Genomic DNA, 21,676 nt, shown 5'->3' on the forward strand with positions numbered 1-21,676 from the left:
GGCGAAACGGGAGGCATGAAGAAAAATCAACCGACATTACTAACTGAAGGTTGTATCTAATACTGGGGGCAGGTCAGTGGTGTTGGTTTTTTGCGTACTAAAGCATGGACCCTCTATTTATCATTCATCTTGCTGGCCGTTAGCCTTATCTGGGCTTTCTCTGAGGTTGGTACCGATTTCTGGCAACTAGTTCCGCGTACCGTCGCTTTCCTTGTTGTCTTCATCCTGGCCGCAATCTGTTCGCAAGCTCTCACAAATAACGCTGGCCGCCCTGCTCTGCCTAAAATGGCTTCGGTCATCGTGTCACTGGTGGCCATTGTTTCACTCGTTACCATCTTCGCCAACATGTTCCGCGTGCATCCGGAAGTGGAAGCAGATACTAGCGCTGGCCCTGTGAAAGTCATTGATCAAGCGGCTGAAGATAAGAGTGGTGATGACTGGACGGCGTGGGGCCGCAATACCTTAGGACAGCGCTTCGCTCAATTCCAACAGATCAATACTACCAACGTTAAGGACCTGAAAGTCGCGTGGACCTATCGCACAGGTGACCTTGCCATTGATGGTGCTGAATATCAGACAACGCCGTTAAAAGTGGCTGACACCGTTTATCTGTGTACTCCGCTGAGTAAGGTTATTGCGGTTGACGCCACAACGGGTAAAGAGAAGTGGCGTTTCGATCCACAACCAAAAATCTTTGAAAGCGACAAGACCTGGAAGCGATGCCGTGGGTTGGGCTATGCCGATCTCGACCAGTTGCCGGCTAGCAACCCAACCACGGGCGGCGTTGCCGCCACGACGGTTTCCGCTGCGGCCACCTGTCGCAAACGCATCATTGAAACCACCATTGATGCCCGCATCGTAGCGCTGGATGCCGAAACCGGCAAACTCTGTGAAGACTTTGGCAACGCGGGTTACGTCGATCTGACACTGAACATGCCCGCTGACGCCAAAGGCGGCCAGCAGGGTAGCTATAACGTGACCTCTGCGCCACTGGTAGCCGATGGTGTGATCATGGTGGGTGGACGTCTTAACGATAACCTCACCGTGGGCGAACCTGGCGGCGTGGTCCGTGGATATGATGTGGTCAGCGGTAAGATCCTGTGGGCCTGGGATGCGAAACGCGGTGCCAGCGACAGCAGCCCGCTGCCAGCAGGAGAGACTTACCCGCTTGAAACGCCTAACTTCTGGGGCACAGCCGCTTACGATCCTAAACTGGGTCTGGCTTATTTCCCGACAGGTAACCAGACGCCAGATTTCTGGACCGGCAATCGCCATCCGTACTCGAACGAGTATACCGATGCCATCGTGGCCGTTGATCTGAAAACCGGTAAGGAGCGTTGGCACTTCCGCACCGCCAACATTGACCAGTATGACTATGACGTTTCCTCCCAACCTATTCTCTATGACCTGCCAGGCAAAGAGGGTCAGACAACACCAGTGGTCATTCAGCTGACAAAACGCGGTGAAGTCTTCGTCCTGGATCGCCGCACCGGTAAGCCAGTGATCCCAGTTGAAAATCGTAAAGTGCCGACCGATGTGATGCCAGGTATGCAGGTTTCCGAAACACAACCGTTCTCAGCCATCTCAGTGGGTACAACACCGCTGAAAGAGAGTGACATGTGGGGCGCATCAATTTTCGATCAACTTTACTGTCGTATTCAATTCAAGCAGATGCGCTCGGAAGGTCCATTTACTCCGCTTTCTGACAAACAACGTACGCTGATTTACCCGGGTTACTACGGTGGCTTTAACTGGGGTGGCGGTGCGCTTGATATGTCTACCGGCACATTGATCGTCAACGACATCCGTATGGCGCAATGGGGACAATTCATCAAACGTGAAGATGCTGACCGCAGAGGGCTGAAGGCCACGACTGAAGGTGAATACTCTGAGCAGCTGGGAACCCCTTGGGGCGTAGAACGTGGAATGTTTATGTCGCCATTAGGCGTGCCTTGTTTCAAACCACCATTCGGATCAATGACAGCGATTGACCTTACTACAGGCAAAACTCGCTGGCAGGTCCCGGTTGGTAGCATCAAGGATGCACCGATTCACGGTGTGGCGCCAGGCGTCAACATCCCGCTGGGTATGCCAACGATGGGCGGTCCACTGGTCACCAAAGGTGGACTGACCTTCTTCCATGGTTCACTCGACTACTACGTGCGCGCTTTTGACAACAATACCGGTAAAGAGCTGTGGCGTGGACGTCTGCCAGTCGGTGGTCAGGGTGCGCCAATGACCTATATGGGCAAAGACGGTAAACAATATATCGTTGTGGTGGCTGGCGGTGCGACACGCACCGGTACCAATGACAACCGCGGTGACTACGTTATTGCTTATGCACTCCCTTAACTGCCAGCTGATGCTTAGCAGAAAATAAAAAAACGGGCGCTGTTAACAGCGCCCGTTTTTCATCCTCAAGCTTTTCGCTTTAACGTCTGTGCATCCAGTTCCGAATGAAATCTTTCAACACTCCACTGCTCATCCAATGCCTCCACAACCAGCTGCTGCTGCGTTTTAGGCACCATTCCTCCCACTGGCGGGTCGGTATCTAGATTGGTCGGGAATGAGTAGCCGCGGGCTGCCACCTCGATCAACGCCTTGGTTTGATCGGCTGGTTTACGGCTTTTCAACAAAATCGGGTACACCAGTTTAAGCAAGTTTTCATGATTCACTTCTTCCATCGGAACGCCAAACGCCGATGAGATCTGCAACAGATTGGCCGTCCTGACGTGACTTTCGGTAGTGTTGTTACCGGCAGCATGGAAAAGAGCAGGATTGAAAAATAATCCATCCCCTTTTTTCAGCGGTAACTGCACAAAATTCTCTGCGAAATATTGGGCAAATTCAGGCCGTCTGTAAGCGATATATCCCAACTCATATTGATGTGACCAAGGCAGTAGCTGCGTCGGCCCAGAGGCCAGCGGCATGTCAGAGTGGGCAACTGCACCCTGCAAAGTCAGATACTGCGTCAGGATTTGTACCGGTATGGGAAATTCAGTAGCAAATGAACTTTGCTGAAAACCGAGGTGATAGTCACGGTGGGGTTGCTGCGCTTCACCGCCTGGACGAACCTGATTGACCTGTGAAGTCATTCGCCAAGCGGGACCTAACCAGGCTGTACAAATTAGGTTGAGCATAGGGTTAGCGTAGTACTCGGCAAAGATTTCAGGACTGGTTTCGCCAAGCTTTTGCAGCGCGTTCCAGATCCTTCCATTGTTGCCTGCTTTTGAGAAATGGTCCGCCTGAACTTTCGAAGCGGCCTCTGCACGCATGATTTTCTCAAATGCTTCTGAAGCTCTATCGATGACGGATAAATCAGCAAAAAGATTTTTAACAACAAAAACGCCAGGCCCGTAGGAAAGCGCTTTGTGAAGTTCACTCAGTACTGCCCGTTTGTCCGTGGCGGCTGCATCTTCCAACGTTGAACGATCATAGATAATCACCTCGGATTGCACTGCAGCGGATAAAGGGTAATCAGCAGCATTCATGCGCTGATTGCAGAAGGTTTTGAAATCATCTACAGAAACCTGACCCTCAGTTGCGAAATATTCTGGAGACATAACGACCTCATTTTATTTTAATCATTGCAGGGTTTGCTTAACGCATCTTCAGCCCAACGACTGGCTTGCTACACCACAAGCTAGCAGTTACATTGAGTTTACAAAACATCAAAAACCCCTCAAAAAAACCTCATAATATGAAGCAGTTTACGCTTAAGCAGATATCGGCACAGTCAGGCCTCAGTCTGGCAACGGTTGATCGGGCTCTCCACCAGCGGGGCAATGTCCACCCGCAAACCGAGCACCGGATACGTCAGGCAATAGCCGATCTCGAATTACAGCAGAAAGCCAGCCTGGCAAAAGGGCGAACCATTTATATTGACGTCATTCTCCATACTCCCGAACGATTTAGTGAGTTAGTGCGTGAAGCCTTCGTCAGCCAGATATCCAGCTTCGTTTCATTCCGCATTCAACTCCGTTTTCACTGCTATGAAGACCTGAGCTTCTCCGAGATTAAAACGCTGATAAAGAAGTGTGCCGTGGACAGTCATGGCATTGTGCTCAAGCTTCAGCATTCGCCAGAAATGATCCCGGTCATCGAGGGACTGATACGTCAACGTGTACCTGTTGTGACGATCGTGACCGATATTCCCGGCAGCGCCCGACTGCGCTATATCGGTATGGACAATTACAGCGCGGGAAAAGCGGCCGCGTTGATCATGTCGAAATGGCTATCACCCGAGAATGGCACTATCGCGACGATTGTGGGGAGTGAGGACTTCACCGGAGAGATGGAGAGGTGTGAAGGTTTTACCAAAGCCATTACTCAGTTCAAGCCAGATTGCAGAATCGTACAATTAGCCGGCGGTTATGGCATTGACCACCAGATGTACGATTACGTCAACAAGGCACTGGAAACGGAAAAGGAGATCATAGCGGTCTACACCGTCGGGGGCGGAAATGCCGGGATCCTCAGGGCATTAGATGAACATGGCATCACTATCCGTGCGTTTATTGGACACGATCTCGATCGTGAAAACAGAGCCTTAATGCAAGCTGGTAAAATTGATGTATTAATTGAACATAATTTACAGCTTGATGCCCAGAATGCGCTAAAAACGCTTTTGGAATTTCATAACTTTTTACCTGTGAACGAAGTGCAACCGCTTTATTCAAAAGTAAATATCATCACCCGATATAACATGCACTCATGAATTCGCGAAACGGGTCATCAACCTTCAAACAATCGCGCCCAGCAGATCACCGCCATATACCGGCCTAAACTTAGGCCCCCGGATGATGAGCAAAAAATCCCCTGATGCATTGCCGCCCGCCGGAATCGTTTTTCAATTCTCTTAAGAGAATCAACGTCGATAGGGACCACGGCGGTTCTCTGCACAGGGGAAGACTCTTTTTTAAGGCGTTATCGATATTTAGGTGTGATCCAAACGTTACCCTGCTCGTGGCTGTCCACCACGGCATCGACAAAAGCCACGCCTTTCAGGCCGTCATAAATCTGCGGAACGGCAGCGGCGATACCGTTGATTTCACGCTGCAGATCGCGCGCGCGCAGAGCCGAGGCAAAACCGCTATAGAGGTTGGTGAAGGCTTCGATATACCCTTCCGGGTGACCAGGGGGTGTACGCGTACGCGCTTTAGTCAGATCGTAGAGATCATCCCGGCCGCGCTTGATCGTTTGGGTGTAGCCTTCAAGGGGGGTATAGACCAGTTCATTAGGCTGTTCCTGGAACCAGGACAGACTCCCGGTTTCACCAAACACCCGCAGGCGCAGGGAATTTGAGCAGCCGATGGCGACCTGAGAAGACCACAGCATGCCGCGCGCGCCGCCTTCATAGCGGATCATGACGTGTGCGTTATCATCAAGCGCACGACCTTCGACAAACGTCGCCAGATCGGCAATCACACTTTCCGCTTTTAACCCGGTGACGTAACCCGCCAGATGATAGGCATGCGTCCCGATATCGCCAATCGAACCGCCGCGACCGTTTTTCTTCGGATCTACGCGCCAGGCTGCCTGCTGGTTGTTTAATTCAACCCCTGTCGCCATCCATTCCAGTGGATATTCAACCTGCAGAGTACGCACTTTCCCTATCAACCCTTCAGCGATTCGATTACGTGCCTCCATGATCATGGGGTAACCGGAATAGGTGTACGTCACACCAAGAAAGCGCCCTGTGCTGCGTACCACTTCATTCAGCGCTTCGGCGTCATCCAGTGTCGTGGTGAGCGGCTTTTCACAGATAACATCGATACCTGCTTCCAGAAATGCACGGGCAATCGGGAAGTGAGTGAAGTTTGGGGTACAGATTGCCACCACGTCGACGCCATCTTCGCGTGCCGTTTCTGCCGCAACCATTGCAGTGTAATCGTTATACGATCGGTCTGCTGCAATGTAGTTCTTTGCGGCAAACGCGTGGCCCCTCTCGGCGTTGACATCGAACGCGCCCGCCACCAGCTCATATTCATTATCAAGACGCGCAGCAAAGCGGTGAATGCCGCCAATGTAGGCGCCTTCTCCACCGCCGATCATACCTAAACGAATACGACGCCCCTGCAGGGATGACTTGCTCATAATGCTCTCCTTAAATGCCCAGAATTTTCTTGTTCAGCGACTGATCGGCGTAAGACTTGCAGAAATCATCAAATGATTTTCCGGTTACACGGATGATGTGATCATCGATAAACTGCGCACCTTCACGTGCACCATCTTCAGAGTTTTTGAAGCAGCACTCCCACTCCAGAACGGCCCAGCCGTCAAAGTCATAACCGGTGAGCTTGGAGAAAATGGCGCCGAAATCTGTCTGACCATCGCCTGGTGAACGGAAACGGCCCGCGCGGCTGGCCCAGGGCTGGTAACCCCCATAGGCGCCGGTTTTACCGTTTGGGCGAAACTCTGCATCTTTGACGTGGAAGGCCTTGATGCGCTCGTGGTAGTGATCGATATAGCTGAGATAGTCGATCCCCTGCAGGACCAGATGGCTCGGGTCATACATGATATTGCAGCGCGCGTGGTTGCCTGTTTTCTCGAGGAAACGTTCAAAGGTGAGTCCGTCGTGCAGATCTTCCGTGGGGTGAATCTCATAGCAGAGGTCAACCCCCTGTTCGTCATAGGCGTTCAGGATAGGCGTCCAGCGGCGCGCTAATTCGCTGAATCCCTCTTCAATCAATCCTTCTGGCCATTGCGGATAGGGATAAAGGTATGGCCATAGCAGCGTGCCTGAGAAAGTCACGTGTTTAGTCAGTCCGAAACGTCGCGATGCTTTTGCTGCCAGATAAAGTTGTTCTGTCGCCCACTCCTGACGTGCCTGAGGATTATTTCGCACTTCCGCAGGGGCAAAACTGTCTGCTGGCAAATCGAAGGAGGGGTGTAAGGCAACTAACTGCCCCTGAAGATGACTGGCCAAATCGGTTAAGGTCAGGTCATGCTCATGCAGTATGCCCAGAATCTCATCCACGTAAGTCTGGCTTTCCGCCGCTTTACGCAGATCGATCAAACGCGTATCCCAACTTGGGATCTCCACCCCTTTAAATCCTTTTTCTGCTGCCCAGCCCGCCATACCTGCCAGCGTGTTAAAAGGCGCACTGTCTCCGGCAAACTGTGCCAGAAAAACGCCAGGACCTTTAATCGTCTTCATAACTACTCCCGATTTAAAAAAGTGCACCTGCAACTTCACAGGTGCGAAGGACACAGATAGGAATCGTATTTAGTTGGTCATAAATTTCTGATAGTTCTGCGGCGTGACGAGCTGGAAAGGAATGAAGTTAATATCCTGCAGCTTTTCACCTTTTGCGGCTTTATCTGCCATATCAACGGCACCAAATGCCTGGGATTTCGCATCCTGGAACACGGTCACTGTCAGCATGCCGGTTTTAATCGCCTGCAGACCGTTTGGACCCCCATCTGTACCGCCAACAAGAATGTCTTTACCGATGTTGAGTCCGTTACTCTTAATGGCCATCGCAGCACCAATCGCCATCTCGTCGGCATTTGCAGACAGGATGTCAATTTTCTGCCCGGTGAGGATCCAGTTATTCATCAGGTTCATCCCATCCTCACGCATCCATTTCGCGGTATCTTCCAGCACCACGTGCATATTGGGATGCTTGGCAATCACTTCCTTCGCACCCTGGGTTCTGAAGCGTGTCGCATCATTACTCAGCAGCCCTTTCATAATGGCGACGTTGACACTTTTACGGTCTTTCACCATATCGGCGAGATAACCCATTTGCAGTCGGCCGGCTTCAACTTCATCGCTGCCGATATAACTCACGCCATCACCCATTTTTGAATCAGCGGGCATACGGTTGAGATAAATAATGGGAATGTGTGCTTTACGTGCTGCTTCAGACATATTTTTAGTGCCCTGCGTATCTACAGGGTTAACAATAATGACGTCGACTTTAGCGCTGATAAAACTTTGCACCTGGCTTAATTGCTTATCAACAGCACCCTGTCCATCCTCAAATTGTATTTTCATATCAGGATACTGCTTAGCATGCTCGATAATATATCCTCTCAGACGAGAGAGAAATACATCATCCATTTGTGCGATACTGACACCCACCTGTATAGCAAACACTGACGGGCTGATTGAGAGTAAAGCAAGACAGAGTAAGATGATCTTTTTCATATAATCCTTCCACAATAGTCGTTAACGTCAGCGGGAAGCTGATACGATGATGTTATTATTTACTGCTATTACGTAGGGTTGAGTTCGACTGCTGATTATCAGCGTGTTTTTCTGTTGCGATATATATCAACAGAAACAGCACTAACAATAATGATTCCTTTCATAATATCCACGACGCAGGCATCCATACCTACAAAAGTAAATCCGCTTTTATAAGTCCCAATATACAGGCACCCATTTGTGTGCCTGTTATTTAATAAGTGAGGCTTCCAGCCTCGCCTGAGCATCCTGCCTTCTCACCTCTACGTGATTAAATCGGACCCAGCTACGTTCGCGTGATGACACCAGAGAGGCGTCCACCAGCTTCTGAATCTCATAAGCTTCTTTGAAATCAGGACCGACTACTTTTCCGCTGGCGATAGACTGGATGAACTCCAGCATCTCAATGGTTTTCAGATCGTTGAAGCCAATCTGATGACCTGCCGCAGGGCAGAACAGGTTGTAAGGTGCATGTTCAGGGCCGGCTACGATGGTGCGAAAACCGTTACGTCCGTCGTTCTGCCCGAACTGATAAAACTGCAGTTCGTTAAAGCGCTCCTGATTGAAGATCAGCGAACCGCGCGTGCCCGTGATTTCAAAACCCAGTTGCATCTTATGGCCGGAGGCGACCCAGTTAGCCTCAATGTGCCCGCCACAGCCGCGTGCGAATTTCACGGTAAGGCGGGCGATATCATCAACTTCAACCGCCTTAAGTATCGTGGAGCCGGCACTTTCAGGTCGAGATTTCACTACCGTATCCAGATCGGCAAAAAGTTCGTTGATGGGCCCAAGCAGAAAACGCGCCATACCGAGAATGTGACTTCCCAAATCGGCAACCGCTCCGGCTCCACCGGTTGGGTCCAGACGCCACGACCAGGGAACTTGAGGGCTGGTCATAAAGTCTTCAGCGTGAATCCCGCGAAAACCGGTGATGTCACCGAGTTCTCCTTCTGCAATCATCTGCTTCGCCAGCTTAAGCATCGGGTTCTTGATGTAGTTAAACCCCACCTGGGTCATCACCCCTGCTTTTTCCGCCGCCTGATACATCTGCTCGGCAATCAGGCTGTCCGGTGCCAGCGGCTTTTCGCAGTGCACATTTTTTCCTGCTGCAATAGCCGCCAGGGATTGCTCAGCATGGAATCGGTTGGGCGATGTAATAGAAATCACATCAATCTCAGGGTCATCAATCAGATCCTGCCAGGTTGTGGTCCATCGCTTGAATCCAAACTGGTTCGCCGCATTTTCGGCAGCTTCACCGTTGATATCCGCCACACTGACTAAGATCGGCTGGATGTCACCCGAAAATGATCCCGCAGCACGCCACGCCATCGCGTGGGATTTGCCCATAAAACCTGTGCCAATAAGTCCGATTCCAAGCTTACGCATCCTGCTCTCCTTAATTGAGTTTCACGACAGCATGGGTATCTGCTGACAGTTGCGCCGCATCCGCCAGACGTAAGGCCTGACAGCCATCAAATACCGTGGTCGGCAGTGCCACACCTTCTTTAATGGCAGCGATAAAGGCTTCCATTTCCAGGCGATAGGCGTCGGTATAGCGTTGCATAAAGAAGTTCAGCAGCGGGCCACGGGTTTCCGTTTCCTGCGCGCTGTAGTGACGCACCGTGGTCTCACGCAGGTTGTCGTTCAGCAACATCCCTGCCGATCCGAAGACCTCCATACGTTGGTCATACCCATACACGGCTTGCCGACTGCAGTTGATCTGGCACTGTTTTCCTGATGCCGTGCGCATCTGCACCATAACCGTGTCGTAGTCGCCGAGCTTTTCCAGCGCAGGTTCAAACAGGCGACTGCCCACGGCAAACACCTCCGTCGGCTCTTCACCAAGGATCCAGCGCGCAAGGTCAAAATCGTGGATCACCATGTCGCGGAAGATGCCACCAGAGGTTTCCAGATAGCCCATCGGTGCCAGCCCCGGATCGCGACTGGTGATGATCACCTGATGCAGATCACCGATATCACCACGCTGGATACGCTGTTTGATCTCTGCAAAGCCTGGGTCGAAACGACGATTAAAGCCGAGCATCACTTTTTTGCGCTGATCGCCAAGCGCCTTGTCGGCTTCGATAGCTTTACGAATATCCAAATCTACCGGCTTTTCGCACAGCACTGCTTTACCTGCCTTAGCGGCTGCCAGCATCAGTTCGACGTGGGTATGAGTCGGTGTACCAATCACCACCGCGTCCACATCCGGATTGTTAATCGCCTCCAGCGGGTCGGCGATGGCCGCGCCGCCCCAGGTGGCTGCTAAAGCCTGCGCGTTGCTGATAAAGGGATCCGCGATGGCAACAAGCGTGGCATCTTTGTGACGCGCAACGTTTGCGGCGTGCACGTGACCGATACGACCGGCACCAAGAATGGCGACTCTGATCATGACTCTCTCCAGGTAACAGGGGTTTTAATTGTTTTTAGGGCAGTTGGCTCATCAGGTTCTGGAGTGCCAGCACCTGCTTATTCACCACCAGCTTGTCGTCAAGCTGGCCATTGAAGTAATCGACAATATTTGTCGCCGCCGAGACGGACATGCGCATTGCCGCCTCTTCGGTTAATCCCGCCGTGTGCGGGCTGAGAATTAACCGGTCACTCTGCTGCAACAGTGCATCACTGAGGCTGGCGGGCTCTGCCTTGAGCACGTCAAGGCCTGCGCCGCCGAGATGGTTGTCAGCCAGGGCTTGCGCTAACGCATCTTCATCAACAATGCCGCCACGCGCGGTGTTGATAAGGAACGCGCCGGGTTTCATTAAAGCTAACTCTGCCTGTCCAATCAGCGGCTTATCACCGCTCAGCGGCAGATGAACGCTGACCGCATCAGCGTGCTTCAGCCCCTCATTGATGTCGGTGATACGCTCGACTTTCTGCTGTTGAAATACCTCGTCCGGCAAATAAGGGTCATAGGCCGCAACCTGCATACGAAAACTTTGCGCCAGTCGCGCCACTTCGCGTCCGATCCGGCCAAAGCCGAGAATAAACAGCTGACGATGAGCGATCTCAACGGCGGAAAAGGTGTTGCGACGGTTCCATTCGTTGGCCCGGATGCCACGGTCAAACCAGGTAATGCGTTTTGCCAGCGTAAGCAGCAGGGTCAGCGTGTGTTCTGCCACTGAGAGTGAATTGACATCACCCACAATGGTCAGGGGAATATGGCGTTCACTCAGCGCCTCGACGTCCACGGAGTCGTAGCCCACGCCATGTCGTGACACCATTTTGAGCTGGGTGGCGCTGGCAATCTCTTTTGCCGTCATTGGCTGCGTGCGGATGAGTAAGGCGTCCGCCTGCGGCAAGTGAGGTGCATAGCTTTCAACACTCACTTCCGGCACCAGCGTGACAGTGAAGCCCGGCGCGTTGCGGAGGATTTCCATCCCCGCTTCATGAATCTTTCCGGCGACCAATACGTTTGGCATCTCAGTATCCTCCCGCCTGTGCAGAACCTTTATCCTGGGATTTCCCCTCATTCAGCTCGCGGAATTGCTGCACGCTGGCCGCCGCTGAGGAGCGCAGCAATTGAACGTCATTGGATACGGTGACCAAATCAAACCCCCACTCCGCCGCCTTAGCTGCATAGGTCGCCGTGCCGTTATGTAGCCCGGCTTTTTTACCAGCGCGGTGTGCTACCTCCACGATGTGTTTAATGGCATCGACAATCTCGGGTTCGTCACGATCAAAGCCCGTGCGGTATTTGCGTCCCGTCAGGCCCAGTGTCAGATCGGCTGGGCCGATATACACACCGTCCAGGCCCGGCGTGGCGACAATCGCCTCCAGATTGTTGAAGGCTTCGGCGGTTTCAATCATGGCGAAGCACACCACATGATCATCGGCGTGCTGGCCATAATCGGCCCCTTCCGAAATCGATACGCGCGTTGGGCCAAAACTGCGGCTGCCATTTGGCGGATAGCGGACAAAAGAGACCAGCTGCTGCGCCTGTTCGGCCGTGTTGACCATTGGACAGATAACGCCCCATGCGCCGGCATCGAGCGCCTTCATAATGATGCCGGGTTCAAGCCAGGGAACGCGCACCATTGGCGCCACACCGCTGGCACGCATCGCCTGCAACATGACTTTTGCTTCGTCATAGCCCACAAATCCGTGTTGTAAATCGATGGTCAGCGAGTCGTAACCCTGCTGCGCCATGATTTCGGCGCTGAAGGAATTCGCAATACTGAGCCAGCCATTCAGGACCGTTTTGCCGTCATTCCAGCGTGTTTTGATGTTATTAAGTTTCATCCCTGCTCCTTACACCACAATTTGGGCCAGTTTGACGTTCATATAATCGTGAATACCTTCGCTACCGCCTTCACGTCCCATGCCACTGGCTTTGATGCCACCGAAGGGCACTTCCGCCGCCGCCAGCGCGTAGCTGTTGATGCCGACCATGCCGGCTTCGAGTTTCTTCACGGTTTCACGGATACGAGCCGGATCGCGCGTAAAGGCATAGGCCGACAGCGCAAACGCGGAGCTATTGACGCGTGACCAGAGATCTTCACTGTTGGAAAATGAGGTGATCGCCGCAATCGGGCCAAAGTTCTCCTCGGCAATGGCCAGCGCGTCGTCCGGCACATCGGCTAACACGGTCGGTGCAAAGAAATACCCGCCATTGAGGTCGATACGGTGACCACCGCTTACCACTTTCGCGCCCTTTTCGCGTGCATCGGCGACGATGGCTTCAATGGCTTTCAGTCGACGAGGATTAATCAGTGGGCCCATCGCCGTGCCCTCGTCCTGACCGTAACCCACTTTTAGCTGGCTGGCGCGACGCGCAAATCCTTCCACAAACGCGTCATATAACGACTCATGAACATAGAAGCGATCGCAGGTCACACAGACCTGCCCACAGTTGGCAAATTTAGTCGCAACCGAGAGATCGAGCGCTTTTTCCAGATCCGCGTCATCAAACACGATCACCGGTGCGTTACCCCCCAATTCCATACTGAGACGTTTAATGGTGTCAGCGGAATCGCGGATCATCTGCTGCCCCAGTTGGGTGGAGCCTGTCAGGGAGACTTTTTTCACCACCGGTGATGCAATCAGCGGCTCGTAAGTATCTGCAGTAGGACCGACTACCAGATTAGCCACCCCTGCCGGAATACCAGCTTTGCGCAGGCATTCAAACACCATCATTGCTGAGCCGGGCACTTCGCTGGAAGGACGCAGCACAACGGTGCAGCCCGCTGCCAGTGCCGGTGCCAGCTTACGCGCCACCAGCACCACCGGGAAATTCCAGGCGGTAAAAGCAGCCACCACACCCACCGCCTCATGCGATACCTCACAACGTCCACCTGGCACGCGGCTTTCAACCACGCGGCCATAAATACGGCGGGCCTCTTCGGCGTACCAGACGAACTGATCAACAGAGAGTTCCCATTCACGTTTGGCCTGAGCCAGCGGTTTACCACTCTCTTTTGAAATCACCATTGCAGCTTCAGCGGTGGTGGCTGCCATCTCACGCGCCACGGCCTGTAATAAATCAGCGCGTGTCCAGGCTTGCGTATTCTTCCAGCCGTCAAATGCCTTCTCCGCTGCAGACAGTGCAGCAAGCGTGTCTTCAGCGGAAGCTGATGGGATAGATCCCAGCAATGTGCCATTTCCCGGATCGCTGACGCCAATTGGCTCCTTACCCTTACCGCGGCACCACTTGCCATCAATAAACTGCCCAAAATTGTCGTACATGATTCATCACTCCTTCGCTATCAGGTCTGGCTGTTATGCCCTGCGACCTGAATGACATGGCAACTGCTCAGGAACCCCCTCAACGTGAGTGAAGAGTCCTCGTGCAGCACTGATATTTGCAATAATAGGATCACAGCAATTAAAATTGCAATGCGGGTGACAATCTCTCAAATCCAACAAAGATGAGAATTTAATTAATTATTTATCAATGTATTAAATCGAAACCTTGATTTCTGGCTTCGACAGGAAGGAAAAATTAAAATGATTTTTTCCGAGTGAAATCACAAAATTCATGAAGAAATTTTCCACTGCTGTGCTGAATGCGTTAGAACTAATTGCATTACAGTGTTCACTGCAATTTTTATTGCGAAAGAAAATGAAATTTGATGAAGGCGATGCTTTAGAGGTAAGTCAAGAATGACGAAAGTGAGCAAAATCAAAACAACCGAGAAACCATTGCCGCATGAGACGTATGAGCAGGTTGTTAACGACATCACTAAGCACTACCCAAAATTGTCTGAGCGTCACAAACAAGCTGCAAGGTACATGACCCAAAACCCCAACACCGTGGCGCTGGAGTCAATCAACGCCGTGGCGGCAAAATGTGGTTTGCATCCCTCTGTGCTGGTGCGCTTTGCGCAAGTGTTTGGGTACAGCGGTTTTAAGCAGATGCAGAGCGTATTCCAGTCTCGCCTGGCAACTGCCGCGCCGGGCTATAACGAACGTATCAATGCGCTTGAAGCCGACTTGCAGAAAAACGAAGAGAAAGGCAGCGCAGGCTTTTTACAAAGCCTGGTGATTCGCGATATCGCCACGCTGCAGGAGTTACTGCAAAACGTCAGCGGCGCCGAACTGGACGCCGCAGCCAGCATTCTGAAAGAGGCTGATACCATCTATATCATTGGTCAGCTGCGTTCAGAGCCGATTGCCATGCTGCTGCGTTACCTCTTTACCATGTTGAATCGCCGGGTTGTGCTGCTTGACTCGGCGGGTGGCCTGGCACCGCAGATGGCTAAAAATATGCGCGATAACGATGTGCTGTTCGCCATCGCGTTCCGGCACTACGCCAAAGAAGTGATTGCCATTTCCGATGAGGTTCATGCCAGAGGGCTGCCGATCGTTGCCATCACTGACAGCAACTTGTCGCCGTTAGCCAAAAATGCGCGCGTGCTGTTTACCGTGCCAGAAGAAGAGTACAGCTTCTCACGTTCGCTTGCGGCACCGGTGTGTCTGGCACAAAGTATTGCAATGGCCTTAGCCGCTGCGCTGCAGCCGGAAAAAGAGCAACCGCGTATTGAAACGATTACGGAGCGGGAACAGCGCGCGGATACCACGCGCAAACGCACTCGCGCCTGATTGAAGGTGGTTATTTTTCCCCTAACGGGGAGGGATAACTACACGCAAAATTTGCAAATTTTATTGCCATTGTATTCAACAGGCAAATAACGTTGTTGAGTGAAACCCAGATGCTGTTTAAGCGTCCCATAACAGTGAGTGACATTATGGCTACGATTCGTTGCACAACAGCTCAGGCAATTGTTCGCTACCTGAGCAATCAGTTTACGGAAATTGACGGGAAGCGTGTTCCGCTGTTTCCCGGGGTCTATGGAATTTTTGGCCACGGCAACGTGACCTGTCTGGGTGAGGCGCTGGAAGCCGCACAGGATACCTTACCCACCTGGCGCGGTCAGAATGAGCAATCGATGGCGTTTGCTGCGGTGGGTTTCGCTAAAGCCATGGTCAGGCGTCAAATCATGGTGGTTACAGCCTCAATTGGTCCGGGCACCACCAATCTGCTGACCGCAGCGGGTGTCGCACACACCAGTCGCCTGCCGGTACTCATGATTTGTGGCGATAGCTTTGCCCGTCGCGTGCCAGACCCGGTGATGCAGCAGGTGGAACACTTCAACGACCCCACGCAAACCGTGAATGACGCCTTTAAATCGGTGACCCGCTACTGGGATCGCATCACCTGGCCTGAACAGATCCTCTCTTCATTGCCGCAGGCGGTGGCGACCATGCTGGATCCGGGCGACTGCGGACCCGCCTTTATAGGCGTCTGTCAGGACGTGCAGGAGATGGCTTACGACTACCCGGAAGCCTTTTTCCAGCCGCGTGTGCATTCCATGCCTCGCCCTCGCCCTGATACGCAACTTTTAGATCGTGCAAAAGTGTGCCTGCTTCGCGCGAAACGTCCACTGATTATTTCAGGTGGTGGCGTTCGCTATTCCCAGGCAGAAGCCGCGCTTGAACAATTCGCCCAGGCGCACGGCATACCGGTGGTGGAAACCATTGCCGGGAAAGGCGCTTTAACGCATGACCATCCTCTGCACATGGGGCCGATTGGTATTTTGGGATCCACCTCCGCGAATGAACTGGCGGGCAACGCCGACGTCATTATCGCAGTGGGTACCCGCCTGATGGATTTCGTCACGGGTTCCTGGACCGTTTTCAGTGATAAAGCACAGTTTATTGCGCTGAATGCTGCGCGCTTCGATGCGCACAAACACCGTGCTTTTCCACTGGTGTGCGATGCGCGGGAAGGCCTGAGCGAACTGAGTACTGCCCTCGGCAGTTGGAAGGCAGACAGTGCCTGGCTGGAGCGTGGCCGAAAAGCGTTTGCGGGTTGGAACGAGCTGATTGCCGCGCGTCAGGAAAGAACCCAGACCAGCGACGACCCGACTTACGCACAAGTGATTGGCGTAGTGAATGCCCAAGCTGCACCAGAAGACTACATCATCAGCGCAGCCGGTGGTTTACCGGGTGAACTGGTCAAAGGCTGGAAGGTTAAAAATCCTGGCACCTTTGACTGCGAATTTGGCTTCTCCTGCATGGGTTATGAGCTGTCGGCGGGCTGGGGGGTGGCGATGGCGGAACAGGATCGTGATGTGTTCGTGATGATCGGTGACGGCACCTACATGATGATGAACTCTGACATCTACTCCAGCGTCCTTTCCGGACACAAGTTTATCCTGCTGGTGTGCGATAACGGCGGCTATGCGGTCATCAACCGACTGCAGAATGCCAAAGGCGGTGCATCCTTTAACAACCTGCTAAAAGACTGTCGCGTTAAGGAACCCTTCCACGTCGATTTCGTGGCAAATGCGCAATCAATGGGTGCACTGGCACGGAAAGTCGCCTCACTCGATGAACTTCAGGAAGCGATTGTCTGGGCCAAGGGTAACGACCGTACCACGGTGATTTGCATTGATACCCATCCCTTTGACTGGACGCCGGGTGATGCCTGGTGGGATGTCGGCGTACCCGAAATCAGTGCCCGCGATAGCGTTAATCAGGCTCGCGCGGAACATGTCGCCGGACGTCAAAACCAGCGTGTGGGTATTTAACAGGAGTCATAACGATGCTGAAAGCAAAACTGGGTATTGCACCTATCGCCTGGTCTAACGACGACCTGCCTCAACTGGGTGGAGAAACACCGCTGGCGACCTGCCTGGCTGAGAGCCGTCTGGCGGGATTCCAGGGCGTAGAGACCGGCGGGAAATTTCCCAGGACCAGCGATGTGCTAAAACCGCTGTTGCGGGAGTTCCAGCTGGATTTGGTTTCCGGCTGGTATTCGGGCACCTTGCTTGATAACTCCGTCGAGGACGAGATTAAGAAATCGTTGCCGCAAATGCAGTTATTCCGGGAGTGTGGTGCCGTCTGTCTTGTTTATGGCGAGACCGCTGGCACGATCCAGAACAGGCAAGACGTACCGCTGGCTCAACGCCGCCGTTTAACCGATGAACAAATCAGTGAGTACGGTGAAAAGCTGTCGCGCTTTGCCGAATTCTGTACCGACTATGGCGTCCCTCTCGCCTTCCATCATCATATGGGGACGGCAATTGAAGACGAGCATGATATTGACCGTTTAATGGCCGCAACCACTAAGGATGTTGGCTTACTCTTTGATTCTGGTCATTTAGTGTTTGCAGGCGTAGACCCGTTACAGATCCTGAAAAAACACGGTGCACGAATTAATCACGTGCACACGAAAGATGTGCGGAAAGAGGTGCTCTCCTCACTCGACTGGAATAAAGACAGCTTCCTGAATGCGGTACTCAAGGGGGTTTATACCGTACCCGGTGACGGCATGATCGATTTTGATGAACTGACCCGAACACTGGCCAACTTAGGTTATCAGGGCTGGTTTGTGGTGGAAGCTGAGCAGGACCCGGCTAAAGCCCCTCCGCTTGAATATGCACGTATTGGTCATGGCACGCTGCAAAAAGCACTTCACGCAGCGGGATATACACTTGTCGAAGGAAAAATGTAATGAACCAGTTAGCAGGTAAAGTTGCCGTTGTCACCGGAGGTACACAAGGACTGGGCGCCGCTATTGCGCACCACTTTGCGCAGAATGGCGCAGCGGGCGTTGTCATCTGCGGCCGAAATGAGACGAAAGGTAAAGCGGTTGCCGCAAAACTTAACGCCTCAGGAAAAGCGCGTGTTGAATTTGTTCAGGCCGATCTTTCTTCTGTCGAAGACTGCCGTAAAGTCATTGCCACGACTGATGAGATCTTCAATCGCGTCGATATCCTGGTGAATGCTGGTGGGATGACCGATCGTGGTTCCATTCTCGATACCGATCCCGAACTGTTCGACAAAATGTTTGCCACCAATGTGCGCGGCCCCTTCTTCCTGATGCAGGAAACCATCAAGGTGATGCGTCGCGAGAAGATTGAGGGCAGCATTGTGAATATCTGCTCAATGTCCGCTCTGGCAGGGCAGCCATTTATTGCCGCTTATTGCTCATCCAAAGGTGCACTTGCCACGCTGACGCGTAACACCGCCTATGCCTTATTACGCAACCGCATCCGTGTAAATGGCCTGAATATTGGCTGGATGGCTTCAGAAGGTGAAGACCGCATCATGCGTACCTATCACGGCGCGGAAGAAAACTGGCTTGAAAAAGCCGCTGCGGAGCAGCCATTTGGCCGGTTGATTTCGCCAGAAGAAGTGGCGCGCGCCGTGGCGTTTCTCGCCAGCGAAGAGTCAGGTTTGATGACCGGCTCCATGGTCAATTATGACCAGACCATTTGGGGCGCATACGACCAGGCGGACACGCCAGATGCACCACTTTAATTTAATCTAAAAATTATCAGCCTGCGCTGCAGGCTGATAGCCGTATTTTTTAATAAATTGAATTGATGAGGCGGTCATGAATATCAAACAACTCAGTGACATTCATAATTTCTATACGCACTTCCTGGCTAAAATCACCTTTATTCAAACCACCAGGCGTGCCCTGAGCGATAATGAACAGGACAAAAAGTCAGAGTTGGCAGAATGGTTAAATCAACACAAAGCCGATAAAACATTTGGCGAAAATGTACGCCATGAAATATTTCATATGCTGGAGCTTATTGAAGATACGCCAGTCAATTTACTGGAAAACAAAGTCGCCACATTAGAGCGAAACTGCGAGATCATTTGCAATAAAATGAAAGAAGAAAACTTTATCAACAAAATCTCAATCAGATCGCAAACGAGACCTAATGTGATGTTGCAACTTTAAAAATACTAAAACGATGCCTGTAATACTGTACACCTTAATTAAAAGACGTTACACAACGTGTAGATAGTTAATGCTGTATAAGCAGCAAACAATTTGGGGGCAACATAACACCTTTTCAGTGCTTTTTTACTAAGAATCCCATGCGAAAATGTCACCTTTCAGATGCAGTTAGTATGTTCGACTAATGACGTGCCGATACCCTAATGCTGCCGGTTATTTACCAGACTCACTGAACATGTTGAGATTTAGATATTTCTCTCATGAGGAGGCAATGCTGACCGACCGCTTCGAGCAACCTGATATGACGACTTCTGGTGTGGAGTTTTTCACGATATAGGTTAAATCTCTAGGAGGGTCTGATAACTGGCGTTATTAATCGGCCATCTCAGGTTTGCCTTCTCAAACCCATTTTGATTTTTACTCGGGCCGTTGTGTACCGGGACATCGTTTGCGTCCATAGGCAAGCCGGCTATCGAATGAGCAGAGCTTCTAATTTGTCGAGCTGATAGGACCACTTCTCCGGTTGTTCTTTCTGTAATTTTTCGAGGTTGAGCAGTTTCCATTTCACAGAGGGATGATCGCGAAATTCATATTGGGACCAGTCGGGATCGAGGCGATTTAAGCTCAAAAGAAACGCTTTGTCTTCGGCTGTCAGACTTTCCCGTATTATACCAATAAGCTGTTGCCTCGTTTTCTCATAATCCTCATAGCTGAACGCGACATCACTCATGCCCAAGAACTGATTTTCATAGGCGCTGCGCTGATCTTGCAAATTGGGAGCAAGCATTTCATGTATCGGCCTCGTGCTGCTGGCCAGCCCATACATGAGCCCCCGCTTGATATCGTCCGTGAACCCTTCTTCCTCAAGCATTAATTTAACGTCGAACAGATCACGGGGATGCTGTCGGTCCAGTGCTGCGCACAACTTACCGCCGTAAAGCTGAGACAAAGGGACTACAGGTATAGAGCAGAACGCGTCAAACATCTCCTGTGCTGTGTCACAAAGCGGCATCCTTACCGGTTCAGCGATCAGACCTCTGCCAACGGGATTCACTTCAAGTTTGATCAGCACATCGTTTTCCGTCACCTGAAGTTTGCATACGGCTGCACGGTGCTCGACCTGTATGCTGCCCCTCAGGGCCTGGATATTTTTCTGCACACGCTGTAAAGCCTGGTTGATCCCCTCCAGACTCTCATTGCGTTCAGCAATAGGAACATATGTAAGATCGATGTCTACTGACAGCCGAGGCATATCACGGTAGAACAGATTGATTGCTGTGCCGCCGTGCATAGCAAAACATTCTTCTTTTGCCACTTCGGGGAGCACATCCAGTAGCAGTTGAACCTGCTTTTTATAACTTACATTCATTTTGTCGACTCCAGTTCCCTTGGGATCATTATCTGATATTTTGCGTTTAAACTCCCACCAGAGGTGATGACTCTTTTACCGCTGCCCAGATCGATTTTTTCGAGTTTAAGAAAATTGAACCAGTCGTGTCCGGCTTTCTCTGCCATATACAGGAAGAGTCGCTTTACCTTTACCGAGGTGCAGCTCTCAAGCAATTTCTGAACGGCTAGCGGTCGCAGGTTATTCAGCCCTTCCATCAGTTCGTACACTTCCAGCAGAGGCTGATGCTGAGGAGCAAGGTACAGGCACTCCATAATGGCACGTGCCGGACTGGATACACTGATTTTGAAAGACTTATGCTCAAGTTCGACCAGACCCAAGTCTCGCGGTAGAAAATCTGAAGACTTCGCGTTGATCTCAACACCCCAGTCATAACACTCATACCATTTGGGCAGCTTCTCACCCAGCGGGCCAAACAGCGTCGCGCGCTGTTCATTAAAACCAAGGTAATGCGCGCGGCCCTGAAGGGCGAGTGCCGTTTTGGCTCCTGGATGTATGGCCATGCCAAGCTGCGCCTGCAGGGCATAGATCCCCCCCAGATAGTCAATTTTATCGCCTTCACGTATCAGTGCACCTGTTCCAATCGTTCTGTACCACTGGCTTTTACGGTATTGCTTCTGCAAAGACTGGCTGTAGCCTTGCTTATTTAGCCATGACGACGTCAGCACCACCCCGGCAGGGGAGGTACTCAGCAGATGGTTTAATTTTGATATCTTTTCGGCATTCATACTAACTTTATATCTTTTTTTTTAAACCAACACAATCAAGGAGGTTTAATTAATTATGCATAAGGTTATTATAAATACCCTTAAAAGGAAAAATATAAACCTAAGGAAATAGCCCTTTACAGCAAAGGCGCTGTGGCTTCAGACACTGC

General features: G+C 51.8%; 18 protein-coding genes and 1 pseudogene. 7 read left to right on the forward strand and 12 right to left on the reverse strand.

Going from position 1 to position 21,676, the window contains the following annotated elements; translation table 11 throughout:
- The first annotated feature begins 129 nt into the window (after positions 1-129).
- Positions 130-2,352: a membrane-bound PQQ-dependent dehydrogenase, glucose/quinate/shikimate family gene (locus ACCW76_RS16285; protein WP_436339315.1), complete on the forward strand. Its 2,223-nt coding sequence runs from the start codon at positions 130-132 to the stop codon at positions 2,350-2,352.
- A gap of 65 nt (positions 2,353-2,417) precedes the next feature.
- On the opposite strand, the gene ACCW76_RS16290 is transcribed toward ACCW76_RS16285, so the two are convergent.
- Complete coding sequence (locus ACCW76_RS16290; RefSeq protein ID WP_436339201.1) at positions 2,418-3,563, reverse strand: phytanoyl-CoA dioxygenase family protein; 1,146 nt, start codon at positions 3,561-3,563, stop codon at positions 2,418-2,420.
- A gap of 92 nt (positions 3,564-3,655) precedes the next feature.
- On the opposite strand from ACCW76_RS16290, the gene ACCW76_RS16295 reads away from it, so the two are divergent.
- A complete protein-coding gene (locus ACCW76_RS16295) occupies positions 3,656-4,717 on the forward strand; it encodes a LacI family DNA-binding transcriptional regulator (RefSeq protein WP_436339203.1) in 1,062 nt (353 codons plus the stop codon).
- A 209-nt stretch (positions 4,718-4,926) separates the two neighbouring features.
- Here the strand turns inward: ACCW76_RS16295 and ACCW76_RS16300 are convergent, their stop codons facing one another.
- The 9 genes and pseudogenes from ACCW76_RS16300 to ACCW76_RS16340 form a co-directional block, all read right to left on the reverse strand.
- A complete protein-coding gene (locus ACCW76_RS16300; protein WP_436339204.1) occupies positions 4,927-6,096 on the reverse strand; it encodes a Gfo/Idh/MocA family protein in 1,170 nt (389 codons plus the stop codon).
- A gap of 10 nt (positions 6,097-6,106) precedes the next feature.
- Complete coding sequence (locus ACCW76_RS16305) at positions 6,107-7,159, reverse strand: sugar phosphate isomerase/epimerase family protein (protein ID WP_436339205.1); 1,053 nt, start codon at positions 7,157-7,159, stop codon at positions 6,107-6,109.
- Between the two features lie 69 nt (positions 7,160-7,228).
- Complete coding sequence (locus tag ACCW76_RS16310) at positions 7,229-8,155, reverse strand: substrate-binding domain-containing protein (protein WP_436339207.1); 927 nt, start codon at positions 8,153-8,155, stop codon at positions 7,229-7,231.
- 98 nt (positions 8,156-8,253) lie between these two features.
- A pseudogene (locus tag ACCW76_RS16315) lies at positions 8,254-8,408 on the reverse strand (ABC transporter permease); the annotation flags it as partial.
- A complete protein-coding gene (locus ACCW76_RS16320; protein ID WP_436339208.1) occupies positions 8,405-9,580 on the reverse strand; it encodes a Gfo/Idh/MocA family protein in 1,176 nt (391 codons plus the stop codon). The pseudogene ACCW76_RS16315 and the gene ACCW76_RS16320, both read right to left, overlap by 4 nt.
- A 10-nt stretch (positions 9,581-9,590) precedes the next feature.
- A complete protein-coding gene (gene iolG, locus ACCW76_RS16325; RefSeq protein WP_436339209.1) occupies positions 9,591-10,586 on the reverse strand; it encodes an inositol 2-dehydrogenase in 996 nt (331 codons plus the stop codon).
- A gap of 34 nt (positions 10,587-10,620) precedes the next feature.
- Positions 10,621-11,613 carry a hydroxyacid dehydrogenase gene (locus ACCW76_RS16330; RefSeq protein WP_436339211.1) on the reverse strand — a complete coding sequence of 331 codons (993 nt, stop codon included), beginning with the start codon at positions 11,611-11,613 and terminating at the stop codon, positions 10,621-10,623.
- Between the two features lies 1 nt (position 11,614).
- Entirely contained in the window at positions 11,615-12,433 is an 819-nt protein-coding gene (locus ACCW76_RS16335) for an HpcH/HpaI aldolase family protein (protein WP_436339213.1), read from the reverse strand.
- Positions 12,434-12,442: 9 nt separating this feature from the next.
- Complete coding sequence (locus ACCW76_RS16340) at positions 12,443-13,876, reverse strand: NAD-dependent succinate-semialdehyde dehydrogenase (RefSeq protein ID WP_436339215.1); 1,434 nt, start codon at positions 13,874-13,876, stop codon at positions 12,443-12,445.
- Positions 13,877-14,293: 417 nt separating this feature from the next.
- Here ACCW76_RS16340 and ACCW76_RS16345 point away from each other — a divergent pair, with 417 nt between their 5' ends.
- The 5 genes from ACCW76_RS16345 (at position 14,294) to ACCW76_RS16365 (ending at position 19,391) form a co-directional block, all read left to right on the forward strand.
- On the forward strand, positions 14,294-15,232 hold the full coding sequence (locus ACCW76_RS16345) for a MurR/RpiR family transcriptional regulator (protein WP_436339216.1): 939 nt from the start codon (positions 14,294-14,296) through the stop codon (positions 15,230-15,232).
- A 146-nt stretch (positions 15,233-15,378) separates the two neighbouring features.
- On the forward strand, positions 15,379-17,223 hold the full coding sequence (gene iolD / locus ACCW76_RS16350) for a 3D-(3,5/4)-trihydroxycyclohexane-1,2-dione acylhydrolase (decyclizing) (RefSeq protein WP_436339217.1): 1,845 nt from the start codon (positions 15,379-15,381) through the stop codon (positions 17,221-17,223).
- 17 nt (positions 17,224-17,240) lie between these two features.
- Positions 17,241-18,149 carry a myo-inosose-2 dehydratase gene (gene iolE / locus ACCW76_RS16355; RefSeq protein WP_436339316.1) on the forward strand — a complete coding sequence of 303 codons (909 nt, stop codon included), beginning with the start codon at positions 17,241-17,243 and terminating at the stop codon, positions 18,147-18,149.
- Positions 18,149-18,958 (forward strand): SDR family oxidoreductase, encoded by an 810-nt coding sequence (locus ACCW76_RS16360; protein WP_436339219.1) that lies wholly within the window; start codon positions 18,149-18,151, stop codon positions 18,956-18,958. The genes iolE and ACCW76_RS16360 overlap by 1 nt, the downstream gene beginning before the upstream one ends.
- Before the next feature lie 76 nt (positions 18,959-19,034).
- On the forward strand, positions 19,035-19,391 hold the full coding sequence (locus tag ACCW76_RS16365) for a hypothetical protein (RefSeq protein ID WP_436339220.1): 357 nt from the start codon (positions 19,035-19,037) through the stop codon (positions 19,389-19,391).
- A gap of 469 nt (positions 19,392-19,860) precedes the next feature.
- Here ACCW76_RS16365 and ACCW76_RS16370 read toward each other — a convergent pair whose 3' ends face one another.
- A complete protein-coding gene (locus ACCW76_RS16370; RefSeq protein WP_436339221.1) occupies positions 19,861-20,760 on the reverse strand; it encodes a nucleotidyl transferase AbiEii/AbiGii toxin family protein in 900 nt (299 codons plus the stop codon).
- Positions 20,757-21,527 (reverse strand): type IV toxin-antitoxin system AbiEi family antitoxin, encoded by a 771-nt coding sequence (locus tag ACCW76_RS16375; protein ID WP_436339223.1) that lies wholly within the window; start codon positions 21,525-21,527, stop codon positions 20,757-20,759. The genes ACCW76_RS16370 and ACCW76_RS16375 overlap by 4 nt, the downstream gene beginning before the upstream one ends.
- Positions 21,528-21,676 lie beyond the last annotated feature (149 nt).

The organism is Pantoea sp. C8B4 (genome assembly GCF_051336905.1).
In the GTDB taxonomy this organism is placed as follows: domain Bacteria; phylum Pseudomonadota; class Gammaproteobacteria; order Enterobacterales; family Enterobacteriaceae; genus Pantoea; species Pantoea rwandensis_B.

What these genes read in the sequence shown, in the direction of transcription:
- ACCW76_RS16290 (WP_436339201.1), bottom strand. Translation starts at nt 3,563, where the DNA reads ATGTCTCCAGAATATTTCGCAACTGAGGGTCAGGTTTCTGTAGATGAT.
- ACCW76_RS16300 (WP_436339204.1), bottom strand. Translation starts at nt 6,096, where the DNA reads ATGAGCAAGTCATCCCTGCAGGGGCGTCGTATTCGTTTAGGTATGATC.
- ACCW76_RS16305 (WP_436339205.1), bottom strand. Translation starts at nt 7,159, where the DNA reads ATGAAGACGATTAAAGGTCCTGGCGTTTTTCTGGCACAGTTTGCCGGA.
- ACCW76_RS16310 (WP_436339207.1), bottom strand. Translation starts at nt 8,155, where the DNA reads ATGAAAAAGATCATCTTACTCTGTCTTGCTTTACTCTCAATCAGCCCG.
- ACCW76_RS16320 (WP_436339208.1), bottom strand. Translation starts at nt 9,580, where the DNA reads ATGCGTAAGCTTGGAATCGGACTTATTGGCACAGGTTTTATGGGCAAA.
- iolG (WP_436339209.1), bottom strand. Translation starts at nt 10,586, where the DNA reads ATGATCAGAGTCGCCATTCTTGGTGCCGGTCGTATCGGTCACGTGCAC.
- ACCW76_RS16330 (WP_436339211.1), bottom strand. Translation starts at nt 11,613, where the DNA reads ATGCCAAACGTATTGGTCGCCGGAAAGATTCATGAAGCGGGGATGGAA.
- ACCW76_RS16335 (WP_436339213.1), bottom strand. Translation starts at nt 12,433, where the DNA reads ATGAAACTTAATAACATCAAAACACGCTGGAATGACGGCAAAACGGTC.
- ACCW76_RS16340 (WP_436339215.1), bottom strand. Translation starts at nt 13,876, where the DNA reads ATGTACGACAATTTTGGGCAGTTTATTGATGGCAAGTGGTGCCGCGGT.
- ACCW76_RS16345 (WP_436339216.1), top strand. Translation starts at nt 14,294, where the DNA reads ATGACGAAAGTGAGCAAAATCAAAACAACCGAGAAACCATTGCCGCAT.
- iolD (WP_436339217.1), top strand. Translation starts at nt 15,379, where the DNA reads ATGGCTACGATTCGTTGCACAACAGCTCAGGCAATTGTTCGCTACCTG.
- ACCW76_RS16360 (WP_436339219.1), top strand. Translation starts at nt 18,149, where the DNA reads ATGAACCAGTTAGCAGGTAAAGTTGCCGTTGTCACCGGAGGTACACAA.
- ACCW76_RS16365 (WP_436339220.1), top strand. Translation starts at nt 19,035, where the DNA reads ATGAATATCAAACAACTCAGTGACATTCATAATTTCTATACGCACTTC.
- ACCW76_RS16370 (WP_436339221.1), bottom strand. Translation starts at nt 20,760, where the DNA reads ATGAATGTAAGTTATAAAAAGCAGGTTCAACTGCTACTGGATGTGCTC.
- ACCW76_RS16375 (WP_436339223.1), bottom strand. Translation starts at nt 21,527, where the DNA reads ATGAATGCCGAAAAGATATCAAAATTAAACCATCTGCTGAGTACCTCC.